Genomic DNA, 25,280 nt, shown 5'->3' with positions numbered 1-25,280 from the left:
CCTCCTTTCCCGCCACAGTGACGGATATTCCCTGCCCAAGACAAGTTCGCCAAAGGTCGGGACCGAACACGAAAACCCCCGGCGTGGGCGCGCCGGGGGTCAGCGAACGTCTGGCGGAGGTCGTGGAGGCCTTGTCCGCCAAACGTCGATGCGCCTTATTCGGCGGGGATGGGGGCGAGCCCCTCCTCCCCATAGTCGCGGTCAGGCTGCATCCCCTTATCGGCAATGCCATGCGGCTCGCGGGTGCCGGGGATACGGATATCCTCGACAAGGTCGACGATATCCTGCGGCGGGGCGGCCGTGATCAACGAGACCCCAATCCCGATCGCCAGGCTCATGAACATGAACACAAAGCCGATCCCCTCGGGCGACACGCCGAACAGATACTGATCAGGGGTGCCACCGCCGAACTTAAAGTAGACGATGTACCAGAAGGTACTGATCAGCCCGGAGAGCATCGCGAACACAGCCCCCTCCTTATTCATCCGTGACCAGAAGATCCCGAGAAAGATGATCGGGAACAAGGACGCCGCCGCCAGACCGAAGGCAAAGGCCACCACCTGCGCCACAAAGGGGAGAGAGGTCGCAAACAGCCCCAGCAATCCCGCCGCGACGACAGCCGCCGCCGCCGAAGCCCGCGCGACGCGCAGCTCCGTCTTGTCGGTCATCATTGGGAACAAGGTTCGCCGGCAAAGATCATGGCTGATCGCCGAGGAGATGACCATCAGAAGCCCCGCGGCCGTCGAGAGCGCCGCTGCGAGGCCACCGGCCACCACCAGCCCGATCACCCAGCCCGGCAGGGCCGCGATCTGCGGATTGGCGAGGACGAAGATATCGCGATTGGGATTGACCTCATTCTCGATCCCATCGGGGCTGTTCGGCCCACGATATTGCATCACCCCGTCGCCATTCTTGTCCTCAAAGGGCAAGTAACCGCTCTTTTCCCAATCCTTGTACCAGGCCGGAACGGGCTTGCCCCCAGCCGCCGTGATCGCTGCCGCTTCGGTGGCGTAATCGACATCGTCGGTAATATAGGTGGCGCCATTGACTTGGTCGATAAAGTTCAGCCTGGCAAAGGAGGCAACCGCTGGCGCCGTGGTGTAAAGCAGGGCAATGAAGACAAGGGCCCAGCCCGCCGAATACCGCGCCGCCTTGGCATTCTTCACGGTGAAAAAGCGGATGATGACATGAGGTAAGCCCGCCGTCCCGAACATCAAGGCACCGGTAATGGCGATCACATCAAGCATTGATTTGTCCGTGCTTGTATATTCCCTAAAGCCAAGATCGGTAAGGGTCGTGTTGAGCTTGGCCAGCATCGAGACGTCCTCTCCCCGAACATTCGATACGAAACCCACCTGTGGAAGGACATGTCCCGTAATGATCAGAGAGATGAAGATCGCCGGCACGGTATAGGCGAAGATCATCACGCAATACTGGACCACCTGGGTATAGGTCACCCCCTTCATCCCGCCTAAGGTCGCATAGAAAAAGACGATCACCATCCCGATGATAATCCCCCATTCAAAGGGCACACCGAGGAAGCCGGAGAAAGCAACGCCGACTCCTTTCATCTGTCCTGCAATATAGGTGAAAGAGACGAACAAGGCGCAAATCACCGCCACCACGCGGGCGAAGGTGGAATAGTACCGATCACCGACAAAGTCGGGGACGGTAAATTTGCCGAATTCCCTCAAATACGGGGCCAAGAGAAGCGCCAACAGCACATAGCCGCCGGTCCACCCCATGAGATAAACCGACCCCCCATAGCCCATAAAGGCGATGAGGCCGGCCATCGACAAAAACGAAGCGGCGGACATCCAATCCGCAGCCGTGGCCATGCCGTTGACTGTCGGATGAACGTCATGCCCCGCGACGTAAAAATCATTCGTACTGCCCGCACGGGACCAGATTGCGATCCCTAAATAGGCAGAAAAGGAAAGAAGGACGAAGAACCAGGTCCAGACTGTTTGATCCATGACTTAGCCTCCCAGCCCATAGCGCCGCTCAAGCCGGTTCATGGCAAAGCAGTAGATAAAGATGAGGGCGACGAAGACATAGATCGCGCCTTGCTGGGCAAACCAAAACCCCAGCGGTGCGCCGCCGATTGAAAATTGATCTAAGAACTCCCGGAAAATAACGCCGGCCCCGTAGGAGACGGCGAACCACACCGCGAGGAGACCGACCGTCAAACGGAGCGCCGATGACCAATAGGCCTTGGCTTCGTCAGACGTCAGTCTTGGTTTTTTTTGGACGTCACTCATGATCGATCCTCCCATCCGTATGCGCCCCTTATGGACGCATTTTGACAGGGGAGAGACTCCGTCAGATACGCGCTTTGCGCTAGAGCGACTTTGGTCGTAGCCGCTTCAGCGGCGCGCCCCATCGCTCAACATGCCATGAAGATCGAAAAAGAGCGGCCAGCCGCCCTTTTCCTATTGGGGGGTGGGGACAAAAGGCATAACGGGCCGCCCCCCCCGGCAGCAAAGCCCGTCGAGGGCTATGCGCCCCCGGCAAATCGGCGACAGCGGGCGCCATCGCCCTTGACCGGTGGTGCACAGATCAAGGGCGTCCCGGGGGATCAGGCCCGGGGGATCAGGGACGGCCGATCGAACTGTAGACAAACCCCTTCGCCGTCATTGTCGCGGAATCGTACACATTCCTCAGATCGACAAAGACAGGCTGGTTGAGCAAGCCTTTGACGCGGTCGAGATCGAGGGCGCGATAGCTCTCCCACTCGGTCAGAATGACCACTGCGTCAGCTCCTTCGCTGGCGTGATAGGGGCCGTCACAATAATTGACGGCTTCAGGAAGAAGATGCTTGGCCTCCCCCATTCCCTCGGGGTCATGGGCCCTGACAGTCGCGCCGGCAGCGATCAGGCCGGGCACAAGGTCAAGGCTTGGGCTGTCACGCATATCGTCCGTATTCGGCTTGAAGGTAAGGCCGAGGACCGCGACGGTCTTGCCCGAAAGCGAGCCGCCGAGAGCAGCGGCCACACGGTCGACCATCCCCTCTTTGCGTTTTTTATTGATATCGACCACCGCTTCGACGATCCGCACCGGGCTGTCGTGGTCCTGGGCCGTTCGGACCAGCGCAAGCGTATCCTTCGGAAAGCACGAGCCGCCATAGCCCGGCCCCGCATGGAGGAATTTTTTCCCGATCCGTCCATCAAGACCGATGCCTTTGGCGACCTGCTGGACATTCGCCCCGACTTTTTCGCAGAGATCGGCAATTTCGTTGATAAAGGTGATCTTGGTCGCCAGAAACGCGTTGGCGGCGTATTTGATGAGCTCAGAGGTCGTCCTATTGGTGAACACGATGGGTGTCTCATTGATGAACAAGGGCCGATAGAGCTCGGACATCACTTCTCGCGCTTTATCATCCTCAGCGCCGACCACGACCCGATCGGGCCGTTTGAAGTCGTCGATCGCCGCCCCTTCCCGCAGGAATTCAGGGTTCGATGCGACGGAAAAATGGGTACCCGGCAAAAAGTCAGGGCGCACCTTTTTGATGATCGCCTCGACCTCGCTGCCCGTCCCGACGGGGACCGTGGATTTAGTGACGACAACCGTATAGCCGTTGATGGCTGCCGCAATTTCCTCTGTCGCCGCATAGACATAGGACAAATCCGCATGGCCATCGCCGCGGCGGGAGGGGGTGCCGACCGCAATGAACACGGCGTCCGCTTCCGGCACGGCATCGGCCAGGCTTTGCGTAAAGCTCAGCCGTCCCGCATCCACATTTTTGGCGACGAGCTTTTCGAGGCCAGGCTCATAGATCGGGATTTCCCCGCGCTCGAGCCGCTCGATCTTGGAGGCGTTTTTATCAACGCACACCACGGTATGCCCGAAGTCGGAGAAACAGGCCCCCGACACAAGCCCAACATAGCCGGTCCCGATCATCGCTACCCGCACACGTATCTCCTCTTCGCTAAGGTGGCTGCATTCGCCCTTGCAATAGATGGACCCCGACCGCGCGCCCGCGTCAAGGCTGTAAGCGTCAAGGGTTTCTGGACGGTGTGCCCATCCCCCTCACAATCCCGCCAGATCCCGTCCGAAGGGCCGTTTTACCCGACGCCCCATCAAGGGAGGGCCACGCCCTTTTAGTTCAACAATTCTTGACCCATTGACGCTTCGCCCTTACAGCCGGTCAGCGGCAAGATGTCATTGAGGAGCGAGGCACATTGGTCGGCATTCCCCTGACAACAATCTTGGACGAGGAACGTCAACAGATGCCGGACGGCCGCCACGTCGACGGCGTGGTAAATCTGCCGCCCTTCCCGGCGGGAGATCGACAGGCCCGCCTGGTGAAGCGCCCTGAGATGAGCCGACATCAGGTTGCGGCGAACCCCCAGGCGCGCGGCAATTTCGGTCGCAGGCAGCCCCTTGGCCCCCTCGGTAATCAACAGGCGGAATACCCGCAGGCGGGTTTGCTGAGCGAGGGCGCCAAGCGCTGCGACGGCATGAGAAATTTCCATCATGGTTTTCTATCCTAACACCTTGAGGGCAACAATATGACAAAGCGATCGCAATGGTCGGCGCTCTTGTCGGGGGGACTCTGTGCGGGCGGGGGGCTTCTTGGTGCCGCCCAGGCCGAGCCAGTGCGCTTGGCGGACGCCCTGGGGGGTGGCGAGGCGGTTCAGATCGAGGGCGAGACCCGCTTTCGCTATGAAAGTCTCGACGGCCAATTCCGGCAGGGACGCACGGGGAGCGATCAGCTTCTGGCCATCCGCACCCTGCTGAAAGGCTCGATCGATTTAGGGCTGGTGCGCTTTGGGGGCGAGCTTCAGGACAGTCGAACCTATCTGGACGATCGCGGCACCCCCCTCTCCGTAGGGTTTGTGAATGCCCTCGATCTGCTCCAGCTCTATGCCAAAGTAGAAGGACCAAGGATCCTTGGCCCCCAATCCGAAACCGAAGTGACGCTCGGCCGACAGACCATCGCCATTGGATCGCGGCGGCAGATCGCCCGCTTCGACTTCGCCAATGTCATTCGGCCCTATACCGGCGTGCATTGGGTATCGACCACTCCGTCGGGGGACGAATTTCACGCTGTCCTCGCCGCCCTGGTCGACCGTCGCCCAACAGACCGCGAAGGCCTTAGGGATAATACCATTGTCGCCGATCAGGAGCAGTGGAACCGCCGCTTCTGGGCGCTCCATTACCGGCGCGCGGATATCGCCCCGACAATCGTCGATGACCTATGGGGGGAAGTCTATCTTTATGGGTTCGACGAAACCGATACGGACGGGACGCCAACGGCCAACCGCCATTATGTCACGCCGGGGGCACGGTTGCTGAAAGCGCCGGTCCGGGGGCAGTGGGACCTCGACCTTGAAGGCGCCGTTCGGCTGGGCAAAAGGCGGGCCACGACGGACCCGACCGACACGGAAGATCTAGATACGCGCGCAAGTTTTGGCTTGGCTCGTCTCGGCTATACCTTCGATGCGCCCTGGTCGCCGCACCTCGCCGTGCAATATTATTACGCTTCCGGCGACGAGACCCCCGGCGACGATGACTACGGACAATATGAGCGTCTGTTCAATGGGAGGCGTGGCGATTTGAACAACACATCGCTGCACGGCCCCCTGACCCCCGCCAATCTGTCCGCCCCGGGGGTCCGCTTTTCGGCAAAACCCAGCCCCCGCACCGATATGCGGCTCCACTATTCAGCGGCGTTTTTGGCATCGGATACAGATAGCTTCGTTATCGCGGGCTATCGCGATCAGAGCGGCAGCGCAGGCGCCTTTATGGGGCATACGCTTGATACGCGGGTTCGGTACTGGCTCGTCCCCGGAAATGTCAGGCTGGAGGTCGGGACCTCAGCCTTCCTCTTCGGCGAGTTCCTGGACACCGTCGAAGGTGGCCCTGAGGGCGACCGCACCCTATTTGGGTACGGCCAGCTCACCTTTCATTATTGAGAACGCTACGCCCCTTTGGTGAAGCGTTGGGCGTCAGCGACAAGCGTGTCGACGATCTCCGGCTCGGCCAGGGTCGAGGTGTCGCCAAGTTGGTCGGGGTGCCCCTCCGCAATCTTCCGCAAGATACGCCGCATGATTTTCCCTGAGCGGGTCTTTGGCAGGCCAGGAGCGATCTGTACACGATCAGGCGTTGCCACCGGGCCGATATCCTGCCGCACATGCTGCCGTAGGGTCTGGGGCAAATCGTCGGTCTCCTGAACGTCACTCTGAAGGATCACGTAACAGTGAATCCCCTGGCCTTTAACATCGTGGGGATAGCCAACGACAGCCGCCTCAGCCACGGCAGGATGCGCCACAAGAGCGCTTTCAATCTCTGCCGTGCCCATCCGGTGGCCAGAGACATTCAGCACATCATCGACCCGCCCTGTGATGCGATAGTCGCCTTCGGCGTCCCGATGGGCCCCATCGCCGGTAAAGTAAGTGCCGGGATAAGCAGAGAAATAGGTATCGATGAACCGTTGCGGATCGCCGTAGACGCCCCGCGCCTGGCCCGGCCAGCCCGCGGTGATGAGGAGCAGTCCCTCCGCGTCCCCCTCAAGGCGATGGCCTTCCTGGTCGACGAGGCTCAATTCGATACCCGGCAGAGGGGCGGTCGCCCAGCCGGGCTTATCCATCGGCTCATCGGGGAGCGGGGTAATCATGATCCCGCCCGTCTCGGTCTGCCACCAGGTATCGACGATCGGGCACCGCCCCTCCCCCACGACATCATGATACCAGCGCCAGGCCTCTGGATTGATAGGTTCGCCCACGGATCCCAGCAATCTTAAACTCGACCGATCATGGGCTTTGACGAAGCCATCCCCCTCTTTCATCAATGCCCTGATCGCTGTCGGCGCGGTATAAAGAATGGTGACGTTATGTTTCTCCGTCACCGACCACAATCGGCCGGGATCGGGATAGGTGGGAACGCCCTCGAACAAGAGCGATGTCGCACCGCGAGCGAGCGGACCATAGACCATATAACTGTGGCCCGTGATCCAGCCGACATCCGCCGTACACCAATAGATATCCTTATCCGGATCGATATCGAAGACGAGACCGAATGTATAGGCGACATAGACAAGATAGCCCCCTGTACTGTGGATGACGCCCTTCGGCTTGCCGGTCGACCCCGACGTATAGAGAATGAATAGCGGGTCTTCGGCGGCCATGGGCTCAGCGGGACAATCGGCGGTGACCTCATCGCGCATTTCATGCCACCACAGATCCCGACCGGACACCATGGAAGTCTCGCCCCCGGTCACTTTCACGGTGAGGACAAGCCGGACACCTTCGGCCTTTTCCAAGGCTCGGTCGACATTGGCCTTGAGGGGGATCGTCTTGCCCCCCCGGCGCCCCTCATCGGCAGTGATAACAGCTGTGGCGCCGCAATCATTGATCCGGCTGGCAAGGGCCTCGGGACTGAACCCGCCGAACACCACCGAATGGATCGCCCCGATCCGGGCGCAGGCCAACATCGCATAGGCGGCCTCCGGCACCATCGGCATATAAAGGACGACACGGTCTCCCTTGTCGACACCCCGCGCCTTGAGGACATTCGCCATCCGGCAAACGTGGTCGAAGACCTCCTCATAGGTGATCGTCTCAGAGATTTCGGGATCGTCCCCTTCCCAAATGAATGCGGTCTTCTTACCGCGCGTCGCTAAATGCCGGTCAAGACATTCAGCACAAGCATTGAGAACACCATCCTCGAACCATTTGATGCGGAAGTCTTCTGCCTTCCACGACACATCGCTCGCTTTCGTCGGCATCGTGATCCAGTCGAGCACCGACGCCGTTTCGAGCCAAAAAGTGTCGCGGTCCTGGGGGTGGGGGCGGTCCTGTCTTCTTCTCATTGGCGCATTCCTCCTATTTGGGAGGGTGGGCGCGCCCGCCCTAAAGTCAATGGGGTCGCACAGACCCCACCGCCCCCATCATGTGGCGCTCGAGATCATGAGTTTTGCTTGGCCAGGCGCTCCCGATTCCAATCATCGAGTTTGCGCAATTGCCCGTGATTCTTTTTATGCACATCGAGAAGGAGATCGGTGCCGTTTTGGAAGAGACCGCGGAAGGCGGAGAACATCGCCCAGAACTTCGGCTCGATCGTCCGTGTCGCCCGTTTCTCCATCCCCTTGACCGCCGCCTTCGCCAGGCGTTCGGCGGGAATGGGGGTCCGCATAAAGGCCGGCAAGGCGCCTTTGATCATGTTCGTTGCAATCTCGTTGCCGCCGAACGCCTGCTCGATAATCGGTGTCTTGACCCAGCCCGGATAGAGCGCCCCGGCCTTTGCGCCGGACCCGGCGAGCTCCGCACGTAAGGAGCGGGACATCATCTCCACCGCCGCCTTTGACGTCGCATAGGGAAGATTGGCGACACCGTTGAAGAAGGAATAAACAGAGGCGGTGATCATCACATAGCCGTTATTCTTGACAATTTCCTCAAGGCACGGATGAACGGTGCGCCACACACCCATTATGTTCACCTCCATCACCTTCTCGACCTCTTCTCGCGAGGCGGTCAGCGACGTTGAGGGCGGATTGCCGGCGATGCCCGCATTGGCGAGAGCGACATCAAGTTTACCATAGGTAGCAACGGCTTCGTCGACGATTTCCTTCATCCGGGCCGCGTCGGTCACGTCCCCGGGCGCGACGAGGGCCTGGCCCTGCTGAAACTCGGCGGCGAGCGCCTTGAGCTTTTCCTCATCCAGATCGACCAGAACGAGATTAGCCCCCTTATTGGCAAGCTCCCGCGCTGTGGCGGCGCCGATGCCCCCCGTTGCGCCGGTAATCAGGACCACTTTGTTGTTCAGATCGTATTTGGCCATGAGGTGCCTCCCCTAATTGCGGCACCGCCGCTCTTACACTTGACGTTTTTCTGCTCTTACAGAGACCTCGCGCCGCATGCTACCCCGCTGTCGCCGGCGCATTCACAAGCGAAATGGGCACCGATCCACGTAAAGAGGTGCGATCAGAAGTACAGAAGACGGCTCATCACTCCAATTGAACTGAAACGGCTTCGTCCGAAATGAACTCAAGCCACTCATCTTCGGTAAGGATGTCGACGCCAAGGTCCTTCGCTTTGGTCAGTTTCGACCCCGCCCCCGGCCCGGCCACGAGATAATCGGTCTTGGCGGAGATCGACCCTGACACTTTTGCCCCAAGGCTCGTCGCCCGCGCCTTCGCCTCGTCCCGGCTCATGCGCTCAAGCTTGCCGGTAAACACCACCGTCTTGCCGCTGAAACGGCTGTCTTGCGCGGGTTTGGGCGGCGCGGCGGGGCTGATCTCCGCAGCCAGCCGGTCCAGGGCTTCGCGGTTGCGGGGCTCATGGAAAAAGGCCGCCAGGGCATCCGTGACCGTGTCGCCAATCCCATCGATCGCGAGCATCTCCTGACGGGCGGCCTCGTCCCCCTTCGCCAGACGGTCGCCAAGCCGGCAAAAGCCAGAGAGGGTCTCCACCCCTTGCGCGATCAGGCGCCCGTTCATCTCTCCGATATGCCGAATCCCGAGGGCGAAGATGACCCGGCCAAGGGGCCGTGATCGCGCGGCCTCGATGGCGGCGAACAGATTGTCGAGAGATTTTCGGTTCGTGATCTCCTTGGTCCACCTTGCCGGCTTTGTCGCGGTGGGGGCCAGGCGTTTATAGCTGTTCAAATCCGAGGTGCCGATCACATCGAACGTGCCCTGATGATAACGCGCCGGCAGCGTGAAGATGTCCGCGGGCTCGGCAATCATATGCCGCCCATAAAAATCCTCAATCTGTCGGGCGCCAAGCCCGTCGATATCCATCGCTTTCCGACTTACGAAATGCTTGAGTCGCTCGATCCCCTGCGCCGGACAGATAAGGCCGCCCGTACAGCGGCGCACGACATCCCGTTCACCCGTTTTTTCGTTCAGTTCACGCACGGCTTCAGAGCCACAGACGGGACAATGGGTGGGAAACCGATAGGGCTGTGCCTCCTTCGGTCGCTTTTCCGTCAGAACCGAGAGAATTTGGGGGATGACATCCCCTGCCCGCTGGACACAAACCGAATCCCCCTCCCGGACATCGAGCCGGGCAATCTCGTCTTCATTGTGCAAGGTCGCATTCGAGACGACAACGCCGCCGACGGTCACCGGACGTAGACGTGCCGTAGGGGTCAGGGCGCCTGTCCGACCAACCTGAATATCGATTCGCTCGAGAACCGTTTCAGCCTTCTCCGCACTGAATTTGTGGGCGATTGCCCATCGCGGTGAGCGGCTGACGGCGCCAAGCCGTTCTTGCCAATCGAGGCGATCAACCTTGTAGACGACCCCATCGACATCGTAATCGAGCGCGGCGCGCAGCGTTTCGATATGACGATAATGCGCGATGGCCTCCTTGGCCGTCGCAAAGGTGCCCATCAATTCATTGGTGCAAAAACCAAGGTCGGAAAGACGCTTCACCGCCTCGGTCTGGGTCTCGCCGAGGGGAGAGGACACCTCCCCCCATGCATAGGCGAAAAATCGTAAAGGGCGATCGGCGGTGATCGACGGATCCTTTTGACGCAAGGACCCGGCAGCCGCATTGCGGGGATTGGCAAACACCTTTTCGCCCCTGGCCGCAAAGGCGTCATTCATCGCTGCGAAGGCCTCTTTACCCAAATATACCTCGCCTCTGACCTCGAGAATCGATGGAGCCCCCTCAAGACGGGCGGGAATATTCTCAATCGTCGCAAGATTGCGGGTAATATCCTCCCCGACCGTTCCGTCCCCGCGCGTCGTCCCAAGAACGAACTTTCCCTCCTCATACCGAAGATTAGCGGACAGACCGTCAATTTTGGGCTCAGCCGTCAGCCTTAAGGGTTCTTCCTCGCCAAGCCGCAAAAATCGTCGAACTCGCGTAACAAATTCATCGACATCTTCATCCGCAAACGCATTATCCAGACTCAACATTGGGAGCGCATGGCGCACCTTGGCAAATCTGCCGCTGGGGGCGGTCCCGACCCTGAGCGAGGGGCTGTCCGCCCGACGCAAATGCGGAAACCGTGCCTCGATCGCCTCATTGCGGCGGCGAAGGGCGTCATAGGCGGCGTCGGTCATCACCGGATCGGCGTTCTCATAGGCGATGTCGGCAGCCGCCATTTCATGCGCCAGTCGGGCGAGTTCATCCGCAGCCTCAGCCTCGGACAATTCTTCGGGCAGCGTTGGATCGGTCACGCCGCGCGCTTCTTTTTGGGCTTTTTCCCCGACGCGCTGAGAAGCGCTTTGGCGGCCTCACGAGCGGCGTCGGTGATCTTCGCGCCTGACAGCATCCGCGCGATCTCCTCCACCCGTTCCTCGGCGGTCAGATGACGGACAGTGGTCTCCACAACGTGCTTGCCGGTCTTTGACACCTGGAAATGGGCGGCGCCCCGCGCCGCGACCTGGGGACTGTGGGTGACGACAAGCACCTGGGAGGCCGACGCAATCCCGGCCAGGCGTTCGCCGACAGCGTCGGCAACGGCACCACCCACGCCGGCATCGACTTCATCGAATATGATCACGGTTCGCCCCTCCCGCGCCACAAGCACCGCTTTGAGCGCCAGGACAAAGCGGGATAATTCCCCTCCTGAGGCGATCGACCCAAGCGGCCCCGGCGGTTGGCCGGGATTGGTCGACACCATAAAGCGCACCCGATCTGTCCCGGTGGGGCCTGCCTCTGTGGCGGAGAGCTCAACGACGAACCGGGTACGGTCGAGCTTCAGGGGGCGGAGCTCTTTCGCCATGTCACTTTCAAGCCGTCGGGCCGCCCGTCGCCGGGCCGCCGTCAAGGCAGCGGTCGCCACATCATATTGCGCTTTGGTCTTTCTGACCTCGACTTCGAGGTCGTCTCGCCGCCCCTCACTTTCCTGGTGGTCGCGCAACGCAGCCCTCACTTCGTTCAGCAGGGGAACGAGCGCGTCCGTGGGTCGCTGATATTTCCGCGCCGCGGCACGCAAGGCAAAAAGACGCTCCTCGATGGCGTTCAGTTCCTCGGGGTCGCCGGCAAAATGACCGGCCGCCAGATTGACGGCGTCCCTTGCCGCCTCGAACTCGGCAAGGGCGGCGTCGATACGGCCAACCGCCGCTTGCAGGAGAGCTCCCCCCTCTTCGGTGAGCCTGGCGGCAGCGCGTTCAAGCTGGGCCGCCGCCGTCGACAATCGCCGCGTTGGACCATCTTCTTCGAGCAAATGCGCGGCCTCATCGAGGTCGGCCCCGATCTTTTCGGCGGCCATCAGCACTGCCCGGCGTTCAGCCAATTGGGCCTCCTCTCCCGCTTGAGGCGCGAGAGCGGACAATTCCTCGGCCATATGGCGAAGGTAATCCGCTTCCTCATGCAGTCGTCGATCCGCCGACATCGCCGCATCGAGGCTGGCTATCGCGGCCCGGTGGGCCGCATCCGCCGATTGAACCGCCCGCAGCGCCTCTTCATGGCCGCCGAAATGATCGAGCAATTGCCGATGGGCGCGCTCGTCCAAAAACCCAAGCGCCTGATGTTGCCCGTGGATTTCGATCAATCGCCCCCCCACGGCCCGAAGGAGTCCCACCGAGCAGGGCTGATCGTTAATGAAAGCGCGAGACTTGCCGTCGGCATACTGAATACGGCGCAGAGTGATCGTGTCGTCCTCTGTCGACAATCCCCCCTCCTCAAGCGCCGCCCAGACCTCATGGCGGCGATCGACATCGAAGGTCGCCGCGACGATGCCTCGCTCGGCGCCATGACGGACCAGGGAGCGATCCGCTTTGCCGCCGGTGGCAAGGCCCAGACTATCGAGCAGGATTGACTTGCCCGCCCCCGTCTCCCCCGTCAGCGCCGTTAGCCCCGCCCCGATGGACAGTCGAAGCTGCGCGATCAGAACGATATCCTGGACATGAAGATTGACGAGCATGGCGTAGATGTTGAGCGATGGGTCATCGGGGTCAAGCCGTTCCCTCGCCTCGCGCGAGGGAGCGGCATAATCCGTTGATCTATCTAATGATCTTACTCGTCGCCGCTGAAATGGTCACCGAAAAAGTCGCCTTCGTTCCAGGTCGGCGCCTCGTCCGCATTGGCGATTTGCTTAGCGATTCGGTAATTCAGCTCCGCAAAACGGGCAGCGACATTATACAGAATCGGCAGGTCAGACTCGTCCGATGGCTGATGGTAATGATATGCCATAAATTTTTCGAAGCTCTCCTTGCCGCCATTTTCAAAGCCAAGGAAGAGGAAGATCGACGGCACACCGATCCGCACGAAATTATAATGATCCGAGCGGACAAAAAGCACCATCTCGGGCACCGGATCGGGGGTCAATGTAATCGACATCGAGGCGCCGGCTTCCTCGGCCACCTGTTTGAGGCTTGAATGGGCAGCCCCAAAAGCGATCACGTCAGTGAAGTCATGCAGCAGGATCGGCATGTCGAGATTGACATTCGCCACCATGGCTTCCCGCGGAATGGTCGGGGCGTTGGCAAAATATTCCGACCCCAAAAGTCCTTTCTCTTCAGCGGTCAATGCGAGGAAAAGAATGGACCGACGCGGCCGCTCCTTATCGGCGGAGAATTTCCGCGCCTCTTCGAGGAGGGTCGCTATGCCCGACGCATTATCCATCGCCCCATTGTTGATGCCATCCTGCACCGCCCCGGCAATCGTGCGGAGCTCCCCGATATGATCCAGATGGGCGGTGAGCACCACATATTCATCCTTCAGCTCGGGGTCACTTCCCTCGATCATTCCCACGACATTGGGGGAGGCAAAATCTTCGTGAACCGTTTCCGCGACGATCCGGACGCTGACATTGAGCGCCAAGGGCGCCGAGGCGGCATCGAGCTGGGCTGAGGTGATCCCGGCCGCTTTCAGCAATTTGGTCGTCCCCGGGCGGGTCAGGACGGCCGTTGCGGGCAAGTCACCACGGCGGTCTTCGGGGAGAATGACCTGCTCCATCGGCCGACGTACCCTGCGGTCGAGACCCGTATTATTTTCCGCGCCGATCGGGCGAATGACAATAAGGCCAGCCGCGCCATAGGCTCTGGCGGCTTGGACCTTCACGTCGAGCCGCGAGAAATGAGCCGCCTCCTCAGAGGGCAACCCCTCGGGCACCCCCTGCAGCACGGCGACAATCTTTCCGGTGACATCGATCTCGCGATAGGCCGTTTGATCGAAAACCGGTGCATCAAGGCCATAGCCCATGAACACAACGTCACCGGAGACATCGACCGTGGTCTCATAGGTGGAGGGAACCACCGCATAATCTTCAAAGCGCTGATATCGCTGGCCCGACACCGAGAATTCCGCTGTCCCCAAGGCGAGAGAGGCGCGGCGCAGCGGCACCGACTGCAAATAGGTGCCATCGTCCCCCGCCGGCACCAGGCCAATCTTTTCATACGCCGCCACCACATAATCCACGGCTTTGTCATAGCCTGGGGTGCCGGCCTCCCGCCCTTGATAGGCATCGCTCGCCAAGGTGGTCAGATCCGTTTTGAATCGCCGGGCCGAGGGGGATAAATCATCGTCGCTGAGAACGACTGGAGACGCATCGTCGCCCGATCGCGCAGAAACCGAAGGGTCACTCACACAGGCGCTGAGGACAACCAAAAGGGCAATTGCCCCAAACCGATCAAACATTACGCTTCCTTCGTGCGATCCCTAGGGCCCCGGAAAGGACCTTTCGGGTCAGCGCCCGTCCTTATAATATCGATTTTACAGAATTATCCGGATTGACGAGAACGATGGACGGCCTGTGCCGCTCCACCTCATCGGCCTCAAATTGGGCAAAGGCGGAGATGATCACCCGATCCCCCACATGGGCGAGGCGTGCCGCCGCCCCATTCAGCAGTAATTGCCCCGACCCCCGTTGACCAGCCATGGCATAGGTCGACAGCCGCGCGCCATTGGTCACATTCCAGATATCAACTTGTTCGTAGGGCAGTATCCCCGACGCCTCGAGAAGGTCTTCGTCGATGGCGATCGACCCCTCATAATGGAGATCGGTCATGGTGAGGGTCGCGCCATGAATTTTCGCTTTCAGCAGCGTTAGTAACATTGTCTTTTGTAACCTATGGCGTCGTTTCACGAGATATAGGGTGTAACACAGTTTTTTCAGCCCCACCCCGAGGAGAGAATATCGTCGTTGCGTACCATCATGGCGTAACGTCGTTAACTCCCCCTTGCCGATACGCAAGATCCCACAAGTGCCCGAGAAAGGCCTCCCATGAATCAAGAACTTGTCCGCGATTATTATGGAAAGACACTGCAAGCATCCGAGGATCTCAAAACCGATGCCTGCTGCACGGTCGAAGATATTCCGCGCTGGCACAAGGAGCTTCTTTCCAACATTTCCGACGAGGTCATGGCGAAATATTATGGCTGCGGCCTGATCGCCCCCCTCGCCCTTGAAGGGGCGCGCATCCTCGACCTTGGCTCGGGATCGGGCAGGGATGTCTACGCCCTCGCCCAGATGGTGGGGGCCACAGGAGAGGTGATCGGGGTCGACATGACCGATGAGCAGCTTGCCGTCGCCGAGGCCGGCAAGGATTGGCACGCAGAAAAGTTCGGCTTCCGAAATGTGTCCTTCTACAAGGGCACCCTCGAAACGCTCGATCAGATCGGTCTTGCCCCCGGGCGTTTCGATGTCATCGTCTCGAATTGCGTCATCAATCTATGTACGGACAAGCTGGCGGTGCTGCGCCACGTCAAGTCGCTCCTGAAGCCTGGTGGCGAGTTCTACTTCTCCGATGTTTATGCCGACCGCCGCCTCTCCGATGCCGTTCGGAACGACCCCGTGCTCTATGGCGAGTGCTTGGGCGGCGCCCTTTACTGGAATGACTTCATTTCCATGGCCAAGGCAGCGGGCTTTGCCGATCCACGGCTCTGCACCTCTCGCCCCCTGACAGTGGAAAACGACGTGCTGCAAGATCGCTTGGGCCAGGCGCGCTTCTGGTCTGCGACCTATCGCCTCTTCAATCTCGAAGGATTGGAGCCCGCCTGCGAGGATTACGGTCAGGCTGTCATCTATCGCGGCACGGTGAAGCATGCCCCCGACGTTTTTGTGCTCGACGATCATCACCGGATCGAAACGGGCAAGATGTTTCCTGTGTGCGGCAACACTTATGACATGCTGGCGCTGTCGCGGTTCGCCGAGCATTTCGAGTTCTTCGGCAATAGGAACACCCATTACGGCATCTTCCCCGATTGCGGCACACCGGTCCCCTTCAGCGCCGAAGAGGCCGCCGAAGGCAGCGGCGGCTGCTGCTGACCGCACGGAGACCGGTTGTCTCCACGGCCGTCATGGTCATGCTGGTCGTCCCCCGACGGCTTTGAGGCAAGGATTCCTTGTGGGAGCGTGAGAAGCCCTGACTTGCCGTGCCCCCCTCCCCGTCGCCATATCCCCGGTTTCCTAAAGACGCCCACCTTGCGGCGGGCAGCAAAGCGGTCAGAGAAGAGGCCCCGATGTCAGCGTTTACCACCGAAACCGTTCGGTCCGTTCACCATTATACCGATCGCCTGTTCCGCTTTCGGACCACCAGGGATCCCGGTTTTCGCTTCCGGTCCGGCGAGTTTGTCATGATCGGCCTGCCCGGCGAGACCGGCAAACCCATTCTCCGTGCCTACTCGATTGCCAGCCCAGCCTGGGACGAGGAACTCGAATTCTTCTCCATCAAGGTCGAGGACGGCCCGCTGACCTCGAAATTGCAAAAGATCGCCCCCGGCGATGAGATTATCGTGGGGAAAAAGCCGACGGGGACATTGGTGCTCGATGCCCTGACCCCCGGTAAGCGGCTCTATCTGCTCTCCACCGGCACCGGATTTGCGCCCTTCGCCAGCTTGTTGCGGGAGCCGGAAACCTACGAGAAATTCGACGAGGTGATCGCTACCCATACCTGCCGGATCGGATCGGAACTCGACTATTCGCGGGAAATCATCGACGGGTTGGCGGACGATCCGCTGGTTGGGGACGAAGCCCCGCAAAAGGTGCGCTACGTCGCCTCCTGCACCCGCGAGGATTATCCGCTCAAGGGACGCATTACGGCCCTTCTCGATAGTGGAGAGCTGTTCTCCCATCTGGGGGTTCCCCCCCTGTCCCCGCAAACCGACCGCGTGATGATCTGTGGGTCGATGGCGATGATCAACGACACGAAAGACCGCGTGGCGGGATTCGATTTGACGGAAGGCTCAAACAGCAAACCGGCCGAGTTTGTGGTCGAAAAGGCCTTTGTTGGATAACTTGCCTAGAAAAAAGATCGGCGGCGTCAAGACTGACCTAACCCCCGGTCTCGCCTTATTTTATGCGGGGTTGCGGCCTGTCTTTGGGGGGCGTGACCTTGACAAAACATGGTTTACGTGGCCCCTGTCACTGGTCGGTTGGGCGTCAGGGGTTATCTCGTTCTTGAACGGATCACGCCATCAGCCGTTATGCTGTCTTGGCCTATGGGAGATTGCCAAATGAAATTTGTTGCACCGATTGCCTTTGCTGCCACCCTCGCACTTGTTGCCTGTGGCGGCGGTGAAGAGACCGACGCCGAAGAGGCGATGGAGAACGCGGCTGAATCCACGCAGGAGGCTGCTGAAGAAACCATGGAGTCCGTGGAAATGGCGTCCGAAGACGCGATGGCCGAAGTTGACGAAACCATGGACGAAATGGCGGCCGAGGCCGACGAAACCATGGATGAGATGACCGACGACATGGCAATGGTTGCCGTGACCGTCGAAGGGGTCGAAGTCGATGGCGGCGAGGTGCTGGCCGTGCTGCAAACCGCCGAAGAATTCGCAACCCTCGCGGGCAGCTATGCGGCGACCACCGATGCCTCCGCCGAGAGCGTCACGTTGAGCTTTGAAGACGTCGAACCGGGCACCTATGCGGTGGCCGTATTCCAGGACACCGATGGCGATGGTTCCCTCGGCTTTGGTGATAATGGCGTTCCGACGGAGCCCTGGGCCCTGTCCGGCGCGGCGCAGGGCGGTGCCCCCGCCTTTGGCCCGGCTGAAGTCGACGTGATGGGTGAGACCGAAGTCACCGTCACCCTAATGAAATAAGCGCTTTTTGCGTTTCTTATCGTCGAAAGCCGCTCCGACAGGAGCGGCTTTTTTCATGACATCGCATCGCGGATGGCGTGCCCCGTAACAATGAGCCACCGCGGCGACGCGGCCTTGAGATATAGATGATGGACACCCCATCCCGCCGGGACCGACACCTTGGCTTGATCGCGGCGATATCGACCATTTCCGTGGCCGCCATCGCGTTCGGTCACTCCCTCCCGCTCTTTTCGATATTTCTCGAAAAATACGGCGCCAGCGATCAAGCCATCGGCCTCAATGCCGGCATGGCTGCGTTAGGGGCGATTGTTGTCACGCCCTTCTTTCCCCGTCTGATCAAGCCCATCGGCCTCAAACTCTTCTTGGCCCTCTGCCTTTGCCTGATGATTCTCACCTATGCCGGCTTCGCCCTTGTGGGGGACCGGTTGTGGCTGTGGTACCCGTTACGGTTTTTATTCGGGATCGGCGGGGCGGGGCTGTTCGTCGGATCGGAGATCTGGATCAACGCGCTGGCGACGCGGGACACTCGCGGCCGCATTATCGGGATGTATTCGACCTTTCTGGCCCTAGGGTTTGCGGCGGGGCCCCAATTGGTCGAATGGGGCAGCACGATTGGGGCGATACCTTTTCTGATCGGCGGCAGCGTTTTCGCCACGGCCAGCCTGCCGATCCTGTTGGCTCCCGCCCCCCCTGTCGACAGCGAAGAGCGCCCGCCTCTCTTCGGGGCCATTACCATCCTCGCCAAAGCACCGGCGACCTTTGCCGCCGCGGCGATTTTTGCTGGGGCCGAGGCGGCAATTCTGACGTTCTTACCCGTTTATGCGATCGAGGAGGCGCTTGGCGCCGATCTCGGGGCGCGCGCGATCACGGTTTACGGCTTGGGTCTTGTCACCTTTCAATATGCACTCGGCCGATTGGCCGACCGCATAGGGCATCGCCGGGGTCTTCTCTTGTGCGCAGGGGTCTCTCTCGCCGGGGCGGCGGGGTTTGTGGCGATCGGCCCGACCCTCAGCCTCCTTTTCCCCCTTCTCTTTGTCTGGGGAGGATTTCTGGCGGGTATCTATACGATGGGCCTGACCCTTCTTGGGGACAGCTTTGGCGGAAAAGACCTTGCCGCCGCCAATACGGGCTATGTGTTCAGCTATGGCCTTGGCGCCATTATCGGCCCGGTCGGCGCAGGGCTCAGCCGCAGTGCCTTCGGGCAAACCGGTCTTGAAGTCTTCTTGCTTGCGCTCTTGCTCGGTTACGCGGCCCTTGTCTGGCGCCGCCGGCGGTCCACCGCGCCGTAAAGGGGCAATTTGGCGAGGGGCGCGGCCCGCTCACACAAGGCCCCTATGGCGGATCCCTTGACCAGCCATTGGGCCTGCTGCTGGGCCGCTTGAGGGCGGCTCTCGGCGAGGCAGTCGATGACCGACAACAAGCGCCGCTCATCGCTGGTAGGGGCCGGTCCCGTGCCAACGTCGAACGGCCGCCGCCCCGCAGTGCGCAGAACCCCCACCAGTCGATCGATGGACCACCCAAGAATGCGCCCTTCGGCGCGGCCCGGCCACGCCCGCACCTGCGCGGTAACCTGATCGCCCTCCCCCCTGAAGCTGCCACGCAGAAGCGACAACAGCCAGAGATCGTCTTGCGAAAGGGCCGGTGGCGGGGTCATGGAACGAAGAGGCATCATCATCATGCAAAGATGATAATCATTCGCATAATCAAATGCAAGATCGGACTTCCACGACAGGAAAACCCCTCCCTCGCACCTCTGCGGCAGCAAACCGGGATGAGACCGAAATCTTGGGAGATCCAGCCCGCGCCCCCGAAGCAAAAAAAAGCCCGGTCTGACAACCGGGCTTAGACCTTGAAGAACGGTCAGCGCCTTAGGCCGATTTCTTGCCCGAAGCCTCGTCTTGTTTGAATTCACCGCACCAGTCCGATTTGGCAACGGTCGGCCAGCTGGCCTTCATTTCCCCCTTGGCCGCATCAACGGGCTGCGGCGCATAGCGGCGACATTCGGATCCAATTTCATTGAAAAAAGCACAGGCATTGCAAGTCATTATCAATACTCCTCGATGTCTCTGCCACAATAACGGCTGACAACGGAAATGGTTCAATTCACCTGACACGTCAACAACAGAGTCTTTTACTTTGTTGCGACTGATTTTCATTTAAATAAGTCAAATGGAGCCGCCGCCGCACGATAGGCACCCGCCCAGCCGACGCGCACAAGGTTTGTCGTGTGAGAGGCTCTTGCCGCTTGACGTCGCCTCTTGGTTTCGGCATGGCTCTTGTCTTTGCAATTGGCCCAACGGGCCCTTTTTTGGGATTTTTGTCGTCATGGCGAAACCGACAACGATCAAGATCCGCCTGAATTCGACGGCGGGAACCGGCTTCTTCTACGTGACGAAGAAGAACACGCGAACGATGACTGAGAAAATGGTCGTGCGGAAATACGATCCGGTTGCCCGCAAACATGTCGAATTCAAAGAGGGCAAAATCAAATAATCATCTTTGATCATCGCTATAAAAAAAGCCCGCTTTTAGCGGGCTTTTTCGTATCACGGGGCGAGAGGTTTTCAGTCGCCTACAATGTGCCCTGGCCCCACCGCTTGGCCGCCTTCGCCAGACGCACCCCATAGGCTTTTGCCGTGGCGATATCGCCCTTGGGGGGATTATCGGGACCAGGCTCGGCATTCTCCGACTGGGCCATCACCCCGACATAGGCACCAAGACGATTGATGGATTGGCGATCGCCCGTTGCCACATCATCCTTGGTCATCGATTCAGGCATCGCGGCCGGGGGCACCCAGATCATGCCATGCTGCGCCGCGAGAACCACAAACTGGATCAGCGTTCCCTGTTTATCTCCCGACAGATTACCTGAATTGGTAAAGCCCCCGGCGATCTTGTCTTTCCACTTCAACTCGAACCACGGTTTCGAGGTGGCATCGATGAAGCTTTTCATCGGGGCGGAGGCCGAGCCCATATAAGTGGGGGCGCCAAAAACAATCCCGTCGGTGGCGTCAAAACGGTCGAGTTGGGATTCGGCTTCCGCCGCCTCAATCAACGCAACCTCGGTGTCTTCAACGCTCATTGCGCCATCGCGGATGGCTTCGGCAACAAGGGCGGTGTGGCCGTAACCTGAATGATAAACGATCGTCAGATGGGTCATGGGAGTCTCCGTTATGTCTCCTCCATCACCTAGGCAGCCACGCAGAACTTGCCACATCCTCCCCCGGCGGAACTTTTCGCCCTGACGAACGTAGAGGAGAGGTAGCTAATGCGAAGGAGCCTCAGGTGTCTGGAAACAATAATGGATCGAATAGCGCCGTCGCCTTTGGCCTTGGGGCCGTTGCTGTGGCGATCGTCGCTTTTGGTGCCTGGATGTTTTTCGTCCAGGGCCCCGGAGACGAGCCGGATGTGCAGATCACAGGGCCCAAAGGGGCAACATTGGAAATTGACCGTCCCGATCAATAAGAAAATTGCCGTCGTGGGGGCAGCCGCCTAAAGGCGGCAGAATGAAATCTGCCGTCATCGTCTTCCCCGCCTCAAATTGTGATCGAGACGCCGAAACGGCCCTTAAGGCCACGATCGGCACAACACCGCAACGGGTTTGGTACGCCGAAACCGACCTGCCCCCCGTCGATCTCATCGTCATCCCCGGCGGCTTTTCCTATGGTGACTATTTGAGGGCGGGGGCCCTCGCGGCAAACGCGCCCATCATCGATGCTGTCCGGGCGAGGGCCGAAGACGGCGCCCTGGTCATTGGCATTTGCAACGGTTTTCAGATCCTGACCGAATGTGGACTATTGCCCGGGGCGCTGCTGCGGAATCAGTCCCTCGACTTTGTCTGCGGTCAACGCACCTTGCGCCTCGATGGGGCCACAACCTCACCGTTCCGCCGCGGCTTTGGCGCGCGTCCCTATGTCCGCTTCCCCGTCGCCCATCACGATGGAAATTACCAAGCGGATGAGGAGGTGCTCGATCGCCTTGAGGGCGAGGGGCAGGTGCTGTTTCGGTACGTTGAAAACGTCAACGGGTCGGCCCGTAACATCGCCGGTATCGCCAATGAGCGCGGGAATGTCCTTGGATTGATGCCCCATCCGGAGCGCGCGATCGATCAACGCTTGGGCGGCGAGGACGGGGCGCTGTTTTTCCGCGGCTTGCTCGACGCCTCGGCATAGCTCACCGCACTTGCGCATATCAGGGAGCTTGGGCATCAGCCCTTCATGACCGCCCAAAGCCAAGATATTATCGCCGCCCATGGCCTGACCGCCGATGAATATGCCGATATCGTCGGACATTTGGGGCGCGACCCCAATTTGCTCGAATTAGGCATCTTTTCGGTCATGTGGTCGGAGCACTGTTCCTACAAATCCTCGCGGCGCCATCTCGCCAAACTGCCCACCAAGGGGCCGCAGGTCATCCATGGGCCGGGGGAGAATGCGGGCGTCGTCGATATCGGCGACGGGCAAGCGGTAGTCTTCAAAATGGAGAGCCACAACCATCCCTCCTTCATCGAACCTTATCAGGGGGCGGCGACGGGGGTTGGGGGCATTATGCGCGATGTCTTCACCATGGGCGCCCGCCCCATCGCGATGATGAATGCCCTCCGTTTCGGGGCCTTCGACCACCCTCTTACCCATCATCTGGTGCCCGGCGTCGTGGCGGGGATCGGCGGTTACGGCAATTGTATGGGTGTACCAACGGTTGGGGGAGAGACGAATTTTCATCCCGCCTATAACGGCAATATTCTCGTTAATGCGATGTGCGTTGGCCTCGTCGACCAGGACAAGATCTTTTTGTCTGCGGCAAAGGGCGCGGGCAACCCCGTTGTCTATGTCGGCGCCAAGACCGGGCGCGACGGGATTCATGGCGCCACGATGGCGTCGGCCGAATTTAGCGAAGACAGTGAGGAAAAGCGTCCTACCGTTCAAGTGGGCGATCCGTTTACGGAAAAACTTCTTCTTGAAGCCTGCCTCGAATTAATGGCGACCGATGCAATCCTGGCGATCCAGGATATGGGGGCGGCGGGTCTCACCTCCTCCTCCGTGGAGATGGCCGCAAAGGGGGCCGCCGCAGGAGAAGGCGGTTTCGACCTCGATCTCGACCGGGTCCCCCAGCGGGAAGCCGATATGACGGCCTATGAGATGATGCTGTCAGAGAGCCAGGAGCGTATGCTGATGGTTCTGCGGCCGGGACACGAAGACTCAGCTGCGGCCATTTTCGAAAAATGGGGGGTCGATTTTGCGGTCATAGGGGAGACAACGGCCACTGGCCGTCTGGTCATTCGCCATGGCGGCGAGGTCGTCGCCGACCTGCCGCTTGGGCCCCTTGCCGATGCGGCCCCGAATTATGACCGGCCCTATACGCCCCCCCCCTCGCCCCCGGCGTTGACCGATCTCACGGTCACCGTGGTCGAAGGAAAAGCGGTTTTACGTCAAAAAGAGCAGGACCTCGGCCCGATTATCGAGGCGCTGATTGCCGAAACGGTGGGAGAGGACGCCCCAACGCATCTGCGCGTAGGACTGACCCAGGCGGGGCGGACCGCGCAGCTCTATATCCGCGGCGAGGGCGACCCCGCAGCCGAGATCGTCGACCGTCTCCTCGCCGCCGCCGCCAATCTGGGCACCACCGACATTGTGGAGTCCGTCGAAACCGAGAGCGCGAAGACCGCCGTCTCCCTCGCCGACAATGCGGCTGGATCCTCTCTTGTTTCCGTCCTTGGCCAGTTGATGGCGTGTCCGGATCTCTGCTCGCGCGCCTGGATCTGGTCCCAGTACGATCATTCCGTGATGGGAGATACGGTCGTGCCCCCAGGGAGCGACGCCGCGGTGATCCGCATCCATGGCAAAGAGAAAGCGCTCGCGATCACGACCGACGTGACGCCCCGTTATTGTCTGGCCGATGCGAAGGAGGGAGGCAAACAGGCTGTCGCCGAGAGCTATCGCAATTTGGTGGCGACCGGCGCCCTCCCCCTAGCGATCACCAATTGCCTCAATTTCGGCAATCCAGAGCGCCCTGACATCATGGCCCAATTTGTGGGGTGCATTGAGGGGATGGCGGAGGCCGCAGAGGCACTCGCCATGCCCGTCGTCTCCGGCAATGTCTCCCTTTACAATGAGACCAGCGGGCAAGCGATCCTCCCCACGCCGGCCATCGGCGCGGTGGGCCTTGTCGGGAAGGTCGACAGTGTTACGCGGCTCAATGGCGCGCGCGAGGGCGATGCCGTTATCGCCCTCGGTCTGACCCGGGGCTGGCTCGGTCAATCCCTCTACCTTCGAGAGATCTTTGGGATCGAAGACGGCGCCCCCCCTCCCGTCGATCTCAAGGCGGAGCGCGAGGTCGGGGATCTCGTCCTTAAACTGATGTCCGAGACCGAGATCACCGCGGCCCATGATGTCGCGGATGGCGGTCTTCTGGTGGCTATTGCGGAAATGGCGCTGGCCTCCGGCCAAGGGGTGGCCCTGACGACCCCGGTGAAGGATCGACGGGCTGGATTCTGGTTTGGCGAGGACCAAGCCCGCTACGTCCTTGCCCTGCCGACCGAGGCGGCGGACCGGGTCGTGCTGAAATGCGCCATGGCCGGCATTCAGGCGACACGCCTTGGCTTGTTCGGGGGCGAGGACATTATCGTCGATGGGCGGGATCGGATGTCGGTCTTTGACCTGGACCGCCTGCACAGCGAAACCTTGCCCCAGCGCTTTGAAACGGAGGAGTCCCCCATGCCGATGGCGAAAGACGAACTCACGACGATGATCAAGGAGGCCTTGCCCGACGCGGAGATCGAACTGACCGCCCTGGCCGGTGACGATGATCACTGGCAAGCGCGGATCATTTCATCGGCGTTTGACGGTCTCAATCGGGTGCAACAGCACCAGCTTGTCTATCGAGCCCTCAAGGGAAAGATGGGCGGCACGCTGCACGCGCTGGCGCTCGAAACCGTGCCCTTGAGCAAGGCGTAGCCCCGCGCGCTCGCGCCGCAGGGGGCCGCCGGGGCAAGGGGCCCCGTGACGACGCGCACGACATGAATAACGCCCAGAGCCTTTTCAAGCGAAGCCGGAACCGGTGCGCTTAAAAAGGCGATAAAACAAAGGCCTAGAGACGTTTCATGACGCCGATTGCACTGAAATGGCTCTAGGAGGCGATCGCTTGGGCGCCCCCATGGGGGACGGCTCGCCCGCGTGACGGGACAGCCGCGCTGCGAAGATCCTCATAGGTTTGTGGCATATCGAGGAGTGAGGGCGGGGTCTCCCGCTCAGTTTCGCACACTCGCTTGGATTGGCCGTCGCCGGGAACGCGGGACATGTCGGGAATCTGCATCGAACCGATGAACATGGTTTCCAC

Annotated in this window: 23 protein-coding genes; 9 read left to right on the top strand and 14 right to left on the bottom strand. The window is 60.4% G+C overall.

What is annotated here, in order from left to right; translation table 11 throughout:
• Positions 1-155: 155 nt before the first annotated feature.
• The 4 genes from PB2503_RS08630 to PB2503_RS08615 all read right to left on the bottom strand — a co-directional run bounded on the left by PB2503_RS08630 (position 156) and on the right by PB2503_RS08615 (position 4,478).
• Positions 156-1,976, bottom strand: a complete 1,821-nt coding sequence (locus tag PB2503_RS08630; RefSeq protein WP_013300862.1) for a sodium:solute symporter family protein — start codon at positions 1,974-1,976, stop codon at positions 156-158.
• 3 nt (positions 1,977-1,979) lie between these two features.
• Positions 1,980-2,261 carry a DUF4212 domain-containing protein gene (locus PB2503_RS08625; protein ID WP_041535509.1) on the bottom strand — a complete coding sequence of 94 codons (282 nt, stop codon included), beginning with the start codon at positions 2,259-2,261 and terminating at the stop codon, positions 1,980-1,982.
• 331 nt (positions 2,262-2,592) lie between these two features.
• A complete protein-coding gene (locus tag PB2503_RS08620) occupies positions 2,593-3,912 on the bottom strand; it encodes a UDP-glucose dehydrogenase family protein (RefSeq protein ID WP_013300860.1) in 1,320 nt (439 codons plus the stop codon).
• Positions 3,913-4,100: 188 nt separating this feature from the next.
• Positions 4,101-4,478: an ArsR/SmtB family transcription factor gene (locus tag PB2503_RS08615; RefSeq protein ID WP_238525764.1), complete on the bottom strand. Its 378-nt coding sequence runs from the start codon at positions 4,476-4,478 to the stop codon at positions 4,101-4,103.
• 33 nt (positions 4,479-4,511) lie between these two features.
• On the opposite strand from PB2503_RS08615, the gene PB2503_RS08610 reads away from it, so the two are divergent.
• Complete coding sequence (locus PB2503_RS08610; protein ID WP_013300858.1) at positions 4,512-5,918, top strand: alginate export family protein; 1,407 nt, start codon at positions 4,512-4,514, stop codon at positions 5,916-5,918.
• A gap of 5 nt (positions 5,919-5,923) precedes the next feature.
• Here PB2503_RS08610 and acs read toward each other — a convergent pair whose 3' ends face one another.
• The 6 genes from acs to panD form a co-directional block, all read right to left on the bottom strand.
• A complete protein-coding gene (gene acs / locus PB2503_RS08605) occupies positions 5,924-7,813 on the bottom strand; it encodes an acetate--CoA ligase (RefSeq protein ID WP_013300857.1) in 1,890 nt (629 codons plus the stop codon).
• Positions 7,814-7,908: 95 nt separating this feature from the next.
• Complete coding sequence (locus PB2503_RS08600) at positions 7,909-8,781, bottom strand: SDR family NAD(P)-dependent oxidoreductase (protein WP_013300856.1); 873 nt, start codon at positions 8,779-8,781, stop codon at positions 7,909-7,911.
• A gap of 166 nt (positions 8,782-8,947) precedes the next feature.
• Complete coding sequence (gene ligA, locus PB2503_RS08595; protein WP_013300855.1) at positions 8,948-11,131, bottom strand: NAD-dependent DNA ligase LigA; 2,184 nt, start codon at positions 11,129-11,131, stop codon at positions 8,948-8,950.
• On the bottom strand, positions 11,128-12,822 hold the full coding sequence (gene recN, locus PB2503_RS08590) for a DNA repair protein RecN (protein ID WP_013300854.1): 1,695 nt from the start codon (positions 12,820-12,822) through the stop codon (positions 11,128-11,130). The genes ligA and recN overlap by 4 nt, the downstream gene beginning before the upstream one ends.
• A 92-nt stretch (positions 12,823-12,914) precedes the next feature.
• Positions 12,915-14,537 carry a M28 family peptidase gene (locus tag PB2503_RS08585; RefSeq protein ID WP_013300853.1) on the bottom strand — a complete coding sequence of 541 codons (1,623 nt, stop codon included), beginning with the start codon at positions 14,535-14,537 and terminating at the stop codon, positions 12,915-12,917.
• Positions 14,538-14,598: 61 nt separating this feature from the next.
• Positions 14,599-14,955 (bottom strand): aspartate 1-decarboxylase, encoded by a 357-nt coding sequence (gene panD / locus PB2503_RS08580; RefSeq protein ID WP_013300852.1) that lies wholly within the window; start codon positions 14,953-14,955, stop codon positions 14,599-14,601.
• 168 nt (positions 14,956-15,123) lie between these two features.
• Here panD and PB2503_RS08575 point away from each other — a divergent pair, with 168 nt between their 5' ends.
• The 4 genes from PB2503_RS08575 (at position 15,124) to PB2503_RS08560 (ending at position 19,234) form a co-directional block, all read left to right on the top strand.
• Positions 15,124-16,167 carry a methyltransferase domain-containing protein gene (locus PB2503_RS08575; RefSeq protein ID WP_013300851.1) on the top strand — a complete coding sequence of 348 codons (1,044 nt, stop codon included), beginning with the start codon at positions 15,124-15,126 and terminating at the stop codon, positions 16,165-16,167.
• A 194-nt stretch (positions 16,168-16,361) separates the two neighbouring features.
• Positions 16,362-17,135, top strand: a complete 774-nt coding sequence (locus PB2503_RS08570) for a ferredoxin--NADP reductase (RefSeq protein ID WP_013300850.1) — start codon at positions 16,362-16,364, stop codon at positions 17,133-17,135.
• 219 nt (positions 17,136-17,354) lie between these two features.
• Positions 17,355-17,945, top strand: a complete 591-nt coding sequence (locus PB2503_RS14010; RefSeq protein WP_013300849.1) for a DUF2141 domain-containing protein — start codon at positions 17,355-17,357, stop codon at positions 17,943-17,945.
• Between the two features lie 125 nt (positions 17,946-18,070).
• Entirely contained in the window at positions 18,071-19,234 is a 1,164-nt protein-coding gene (locus PB2503_RS08560) for an MFS transporter (protein WP_041534961.1), read from the top strand.
• On the opposite strand, the gene PB2503_RS08555 is transcribed toward PB2503_RS08560, so the two are convergent.
• Both PB2503_RS08555 and PB2503_RS14565 read right to left on the bottom strand, forming a co-directional pair.
• On the bottom strand, positions 19,189-19,623 hold the full coding sequence (locus tag PB2503_RS08555) for a hypothetical protein (protein WP_041534960.1): 435 nt from the start codon (positions 19,621-19,623) through the stop codon (positions 19,189-19,191). The two genes, PB2503_RS08560 and PB2503_RS08555, sit on opposite strands and share 46 nt — an antisense overlap.
• A 190-nt stretch (positions 19,624-19,813) precedes the next feature.
• Positions 19,814-20,101 carry a hypothetical protein gene (locus tag PB2503_RS14565; RefSeq protein ID WP_148235237.1) on the bottom strand — a complete coding sequence of 96 codons (288 nt, stop codon included), beginning with the start codon at positions 20,099-20,101 and terminating at the stop codon, positions 19,814-19,816.
• Between the two features lie 169 nt (positions 20,102-20,270).
• On the opposite strand from PB2503_RS14565, the gene rpmG reads away from it, so the two are divergent.
• The gene (gene rpmG, locus PB2503_RS08550; RefSeq protein ID WP_041535506.1) at positions 20,271-20,438 is read left to right on the top strand and encodes a 50S ribosomal protein L33; all 168 of its coding nucleotides are present in this window, start codon (positions 20,271-20,273) and stop codon (positions 20,436-20,438) included.
• A 79-nt stretch (positions 20,439-20,517) separates the two neighbouring features.
• Here rpmG and PB2503_RS08545 read toward each other — a convergent pair whose 3' ends face one another.
• Positions 20,518-21,105, bottom strand: coding sequence for a flavodoxin family protein (locus PB2503_RS08545; RefSeq protein WP_013300844.1), 588 nt, complete (start codon positions 21,103-21,105; stop codon positions 20,518-20,520).
• Between the two features lie 125 nt (positions 21,106-21,230).
• On the opposite strand from PB2503_RS08545, the gene PB2503_RS08540 reads away from it, so the two are divergent.
• Genes PB2503_RS08540 through purL form a run of 3 tightly spaced genes read left to right on the top strand, consistent with a single transcriptional unit; the run spans position 21,231 to position 24,898 of the window.
• Entirely contained in the window at positions 21,231-21,410 is a 180-nt protein-coding gene (locus PB2503_RS08540; protein ID WP_013300843.1) for a hypothetical protein, read from the top strand.
• 41 nt (positions 21,411-21,451) lie between these two features.
• Positions 21,452-22,117, top strand: coding sequence for a phosphoribosylformylglycinamidine synthase subunit PurQ (purQ, locus tag PB2503_RS08535; RefSeq protein WP_013300842.1), 666 nt, complete (start codon positions 21,452-21,454; stop codon positions 22,115-22,117).
• Positions 22,118-22,162: 45 nt separating this feature from the next.
• A complete protein-coding gene (gene purL / locus PB2503_RS15045; RefSeq protein WP_013300841.1) occupies positions 22,163-24,898 on the top strand; it encodes a phosphoribosylformylglycinamidine synthase subunit PurL in 2,736 nt (911 codons plus the stop codon).
• Positions 24,899-25,070: 172 nt separating this feature from the next.
• Here the strand turns inward: purL and PB2503_RS08520 are convergent, their stop codons facing one another.
• Positions 25,071-25,271, bottom strand: coding sequence for a hypothetical protein (locus tag PB2503_RS08520; protein WP_148235236.1), 201 nt, complete (start codon positions 25,269-25,271; stop codon positions 25,071-25,073).
• Positions 25,272-25,280 lie beyond the last annotated feature (9 nt).

This window comes from Parvularcula bermudensis HTCC2503 (assembly GCF_000152825.2).
In the GTDB taxonomy this organism is placed as follows: domain Bacteria; phylum Pseudomonadota; class Alphaproteobacteria; order Caulobacterales; family Parvularculaceae; genus Parvularcula; species Parvularcula bermudensis.
Note: the sequence above shows the minus strand (reverse complement) of the source record. Positions and strands in the feature narration are given on the sequence as shown.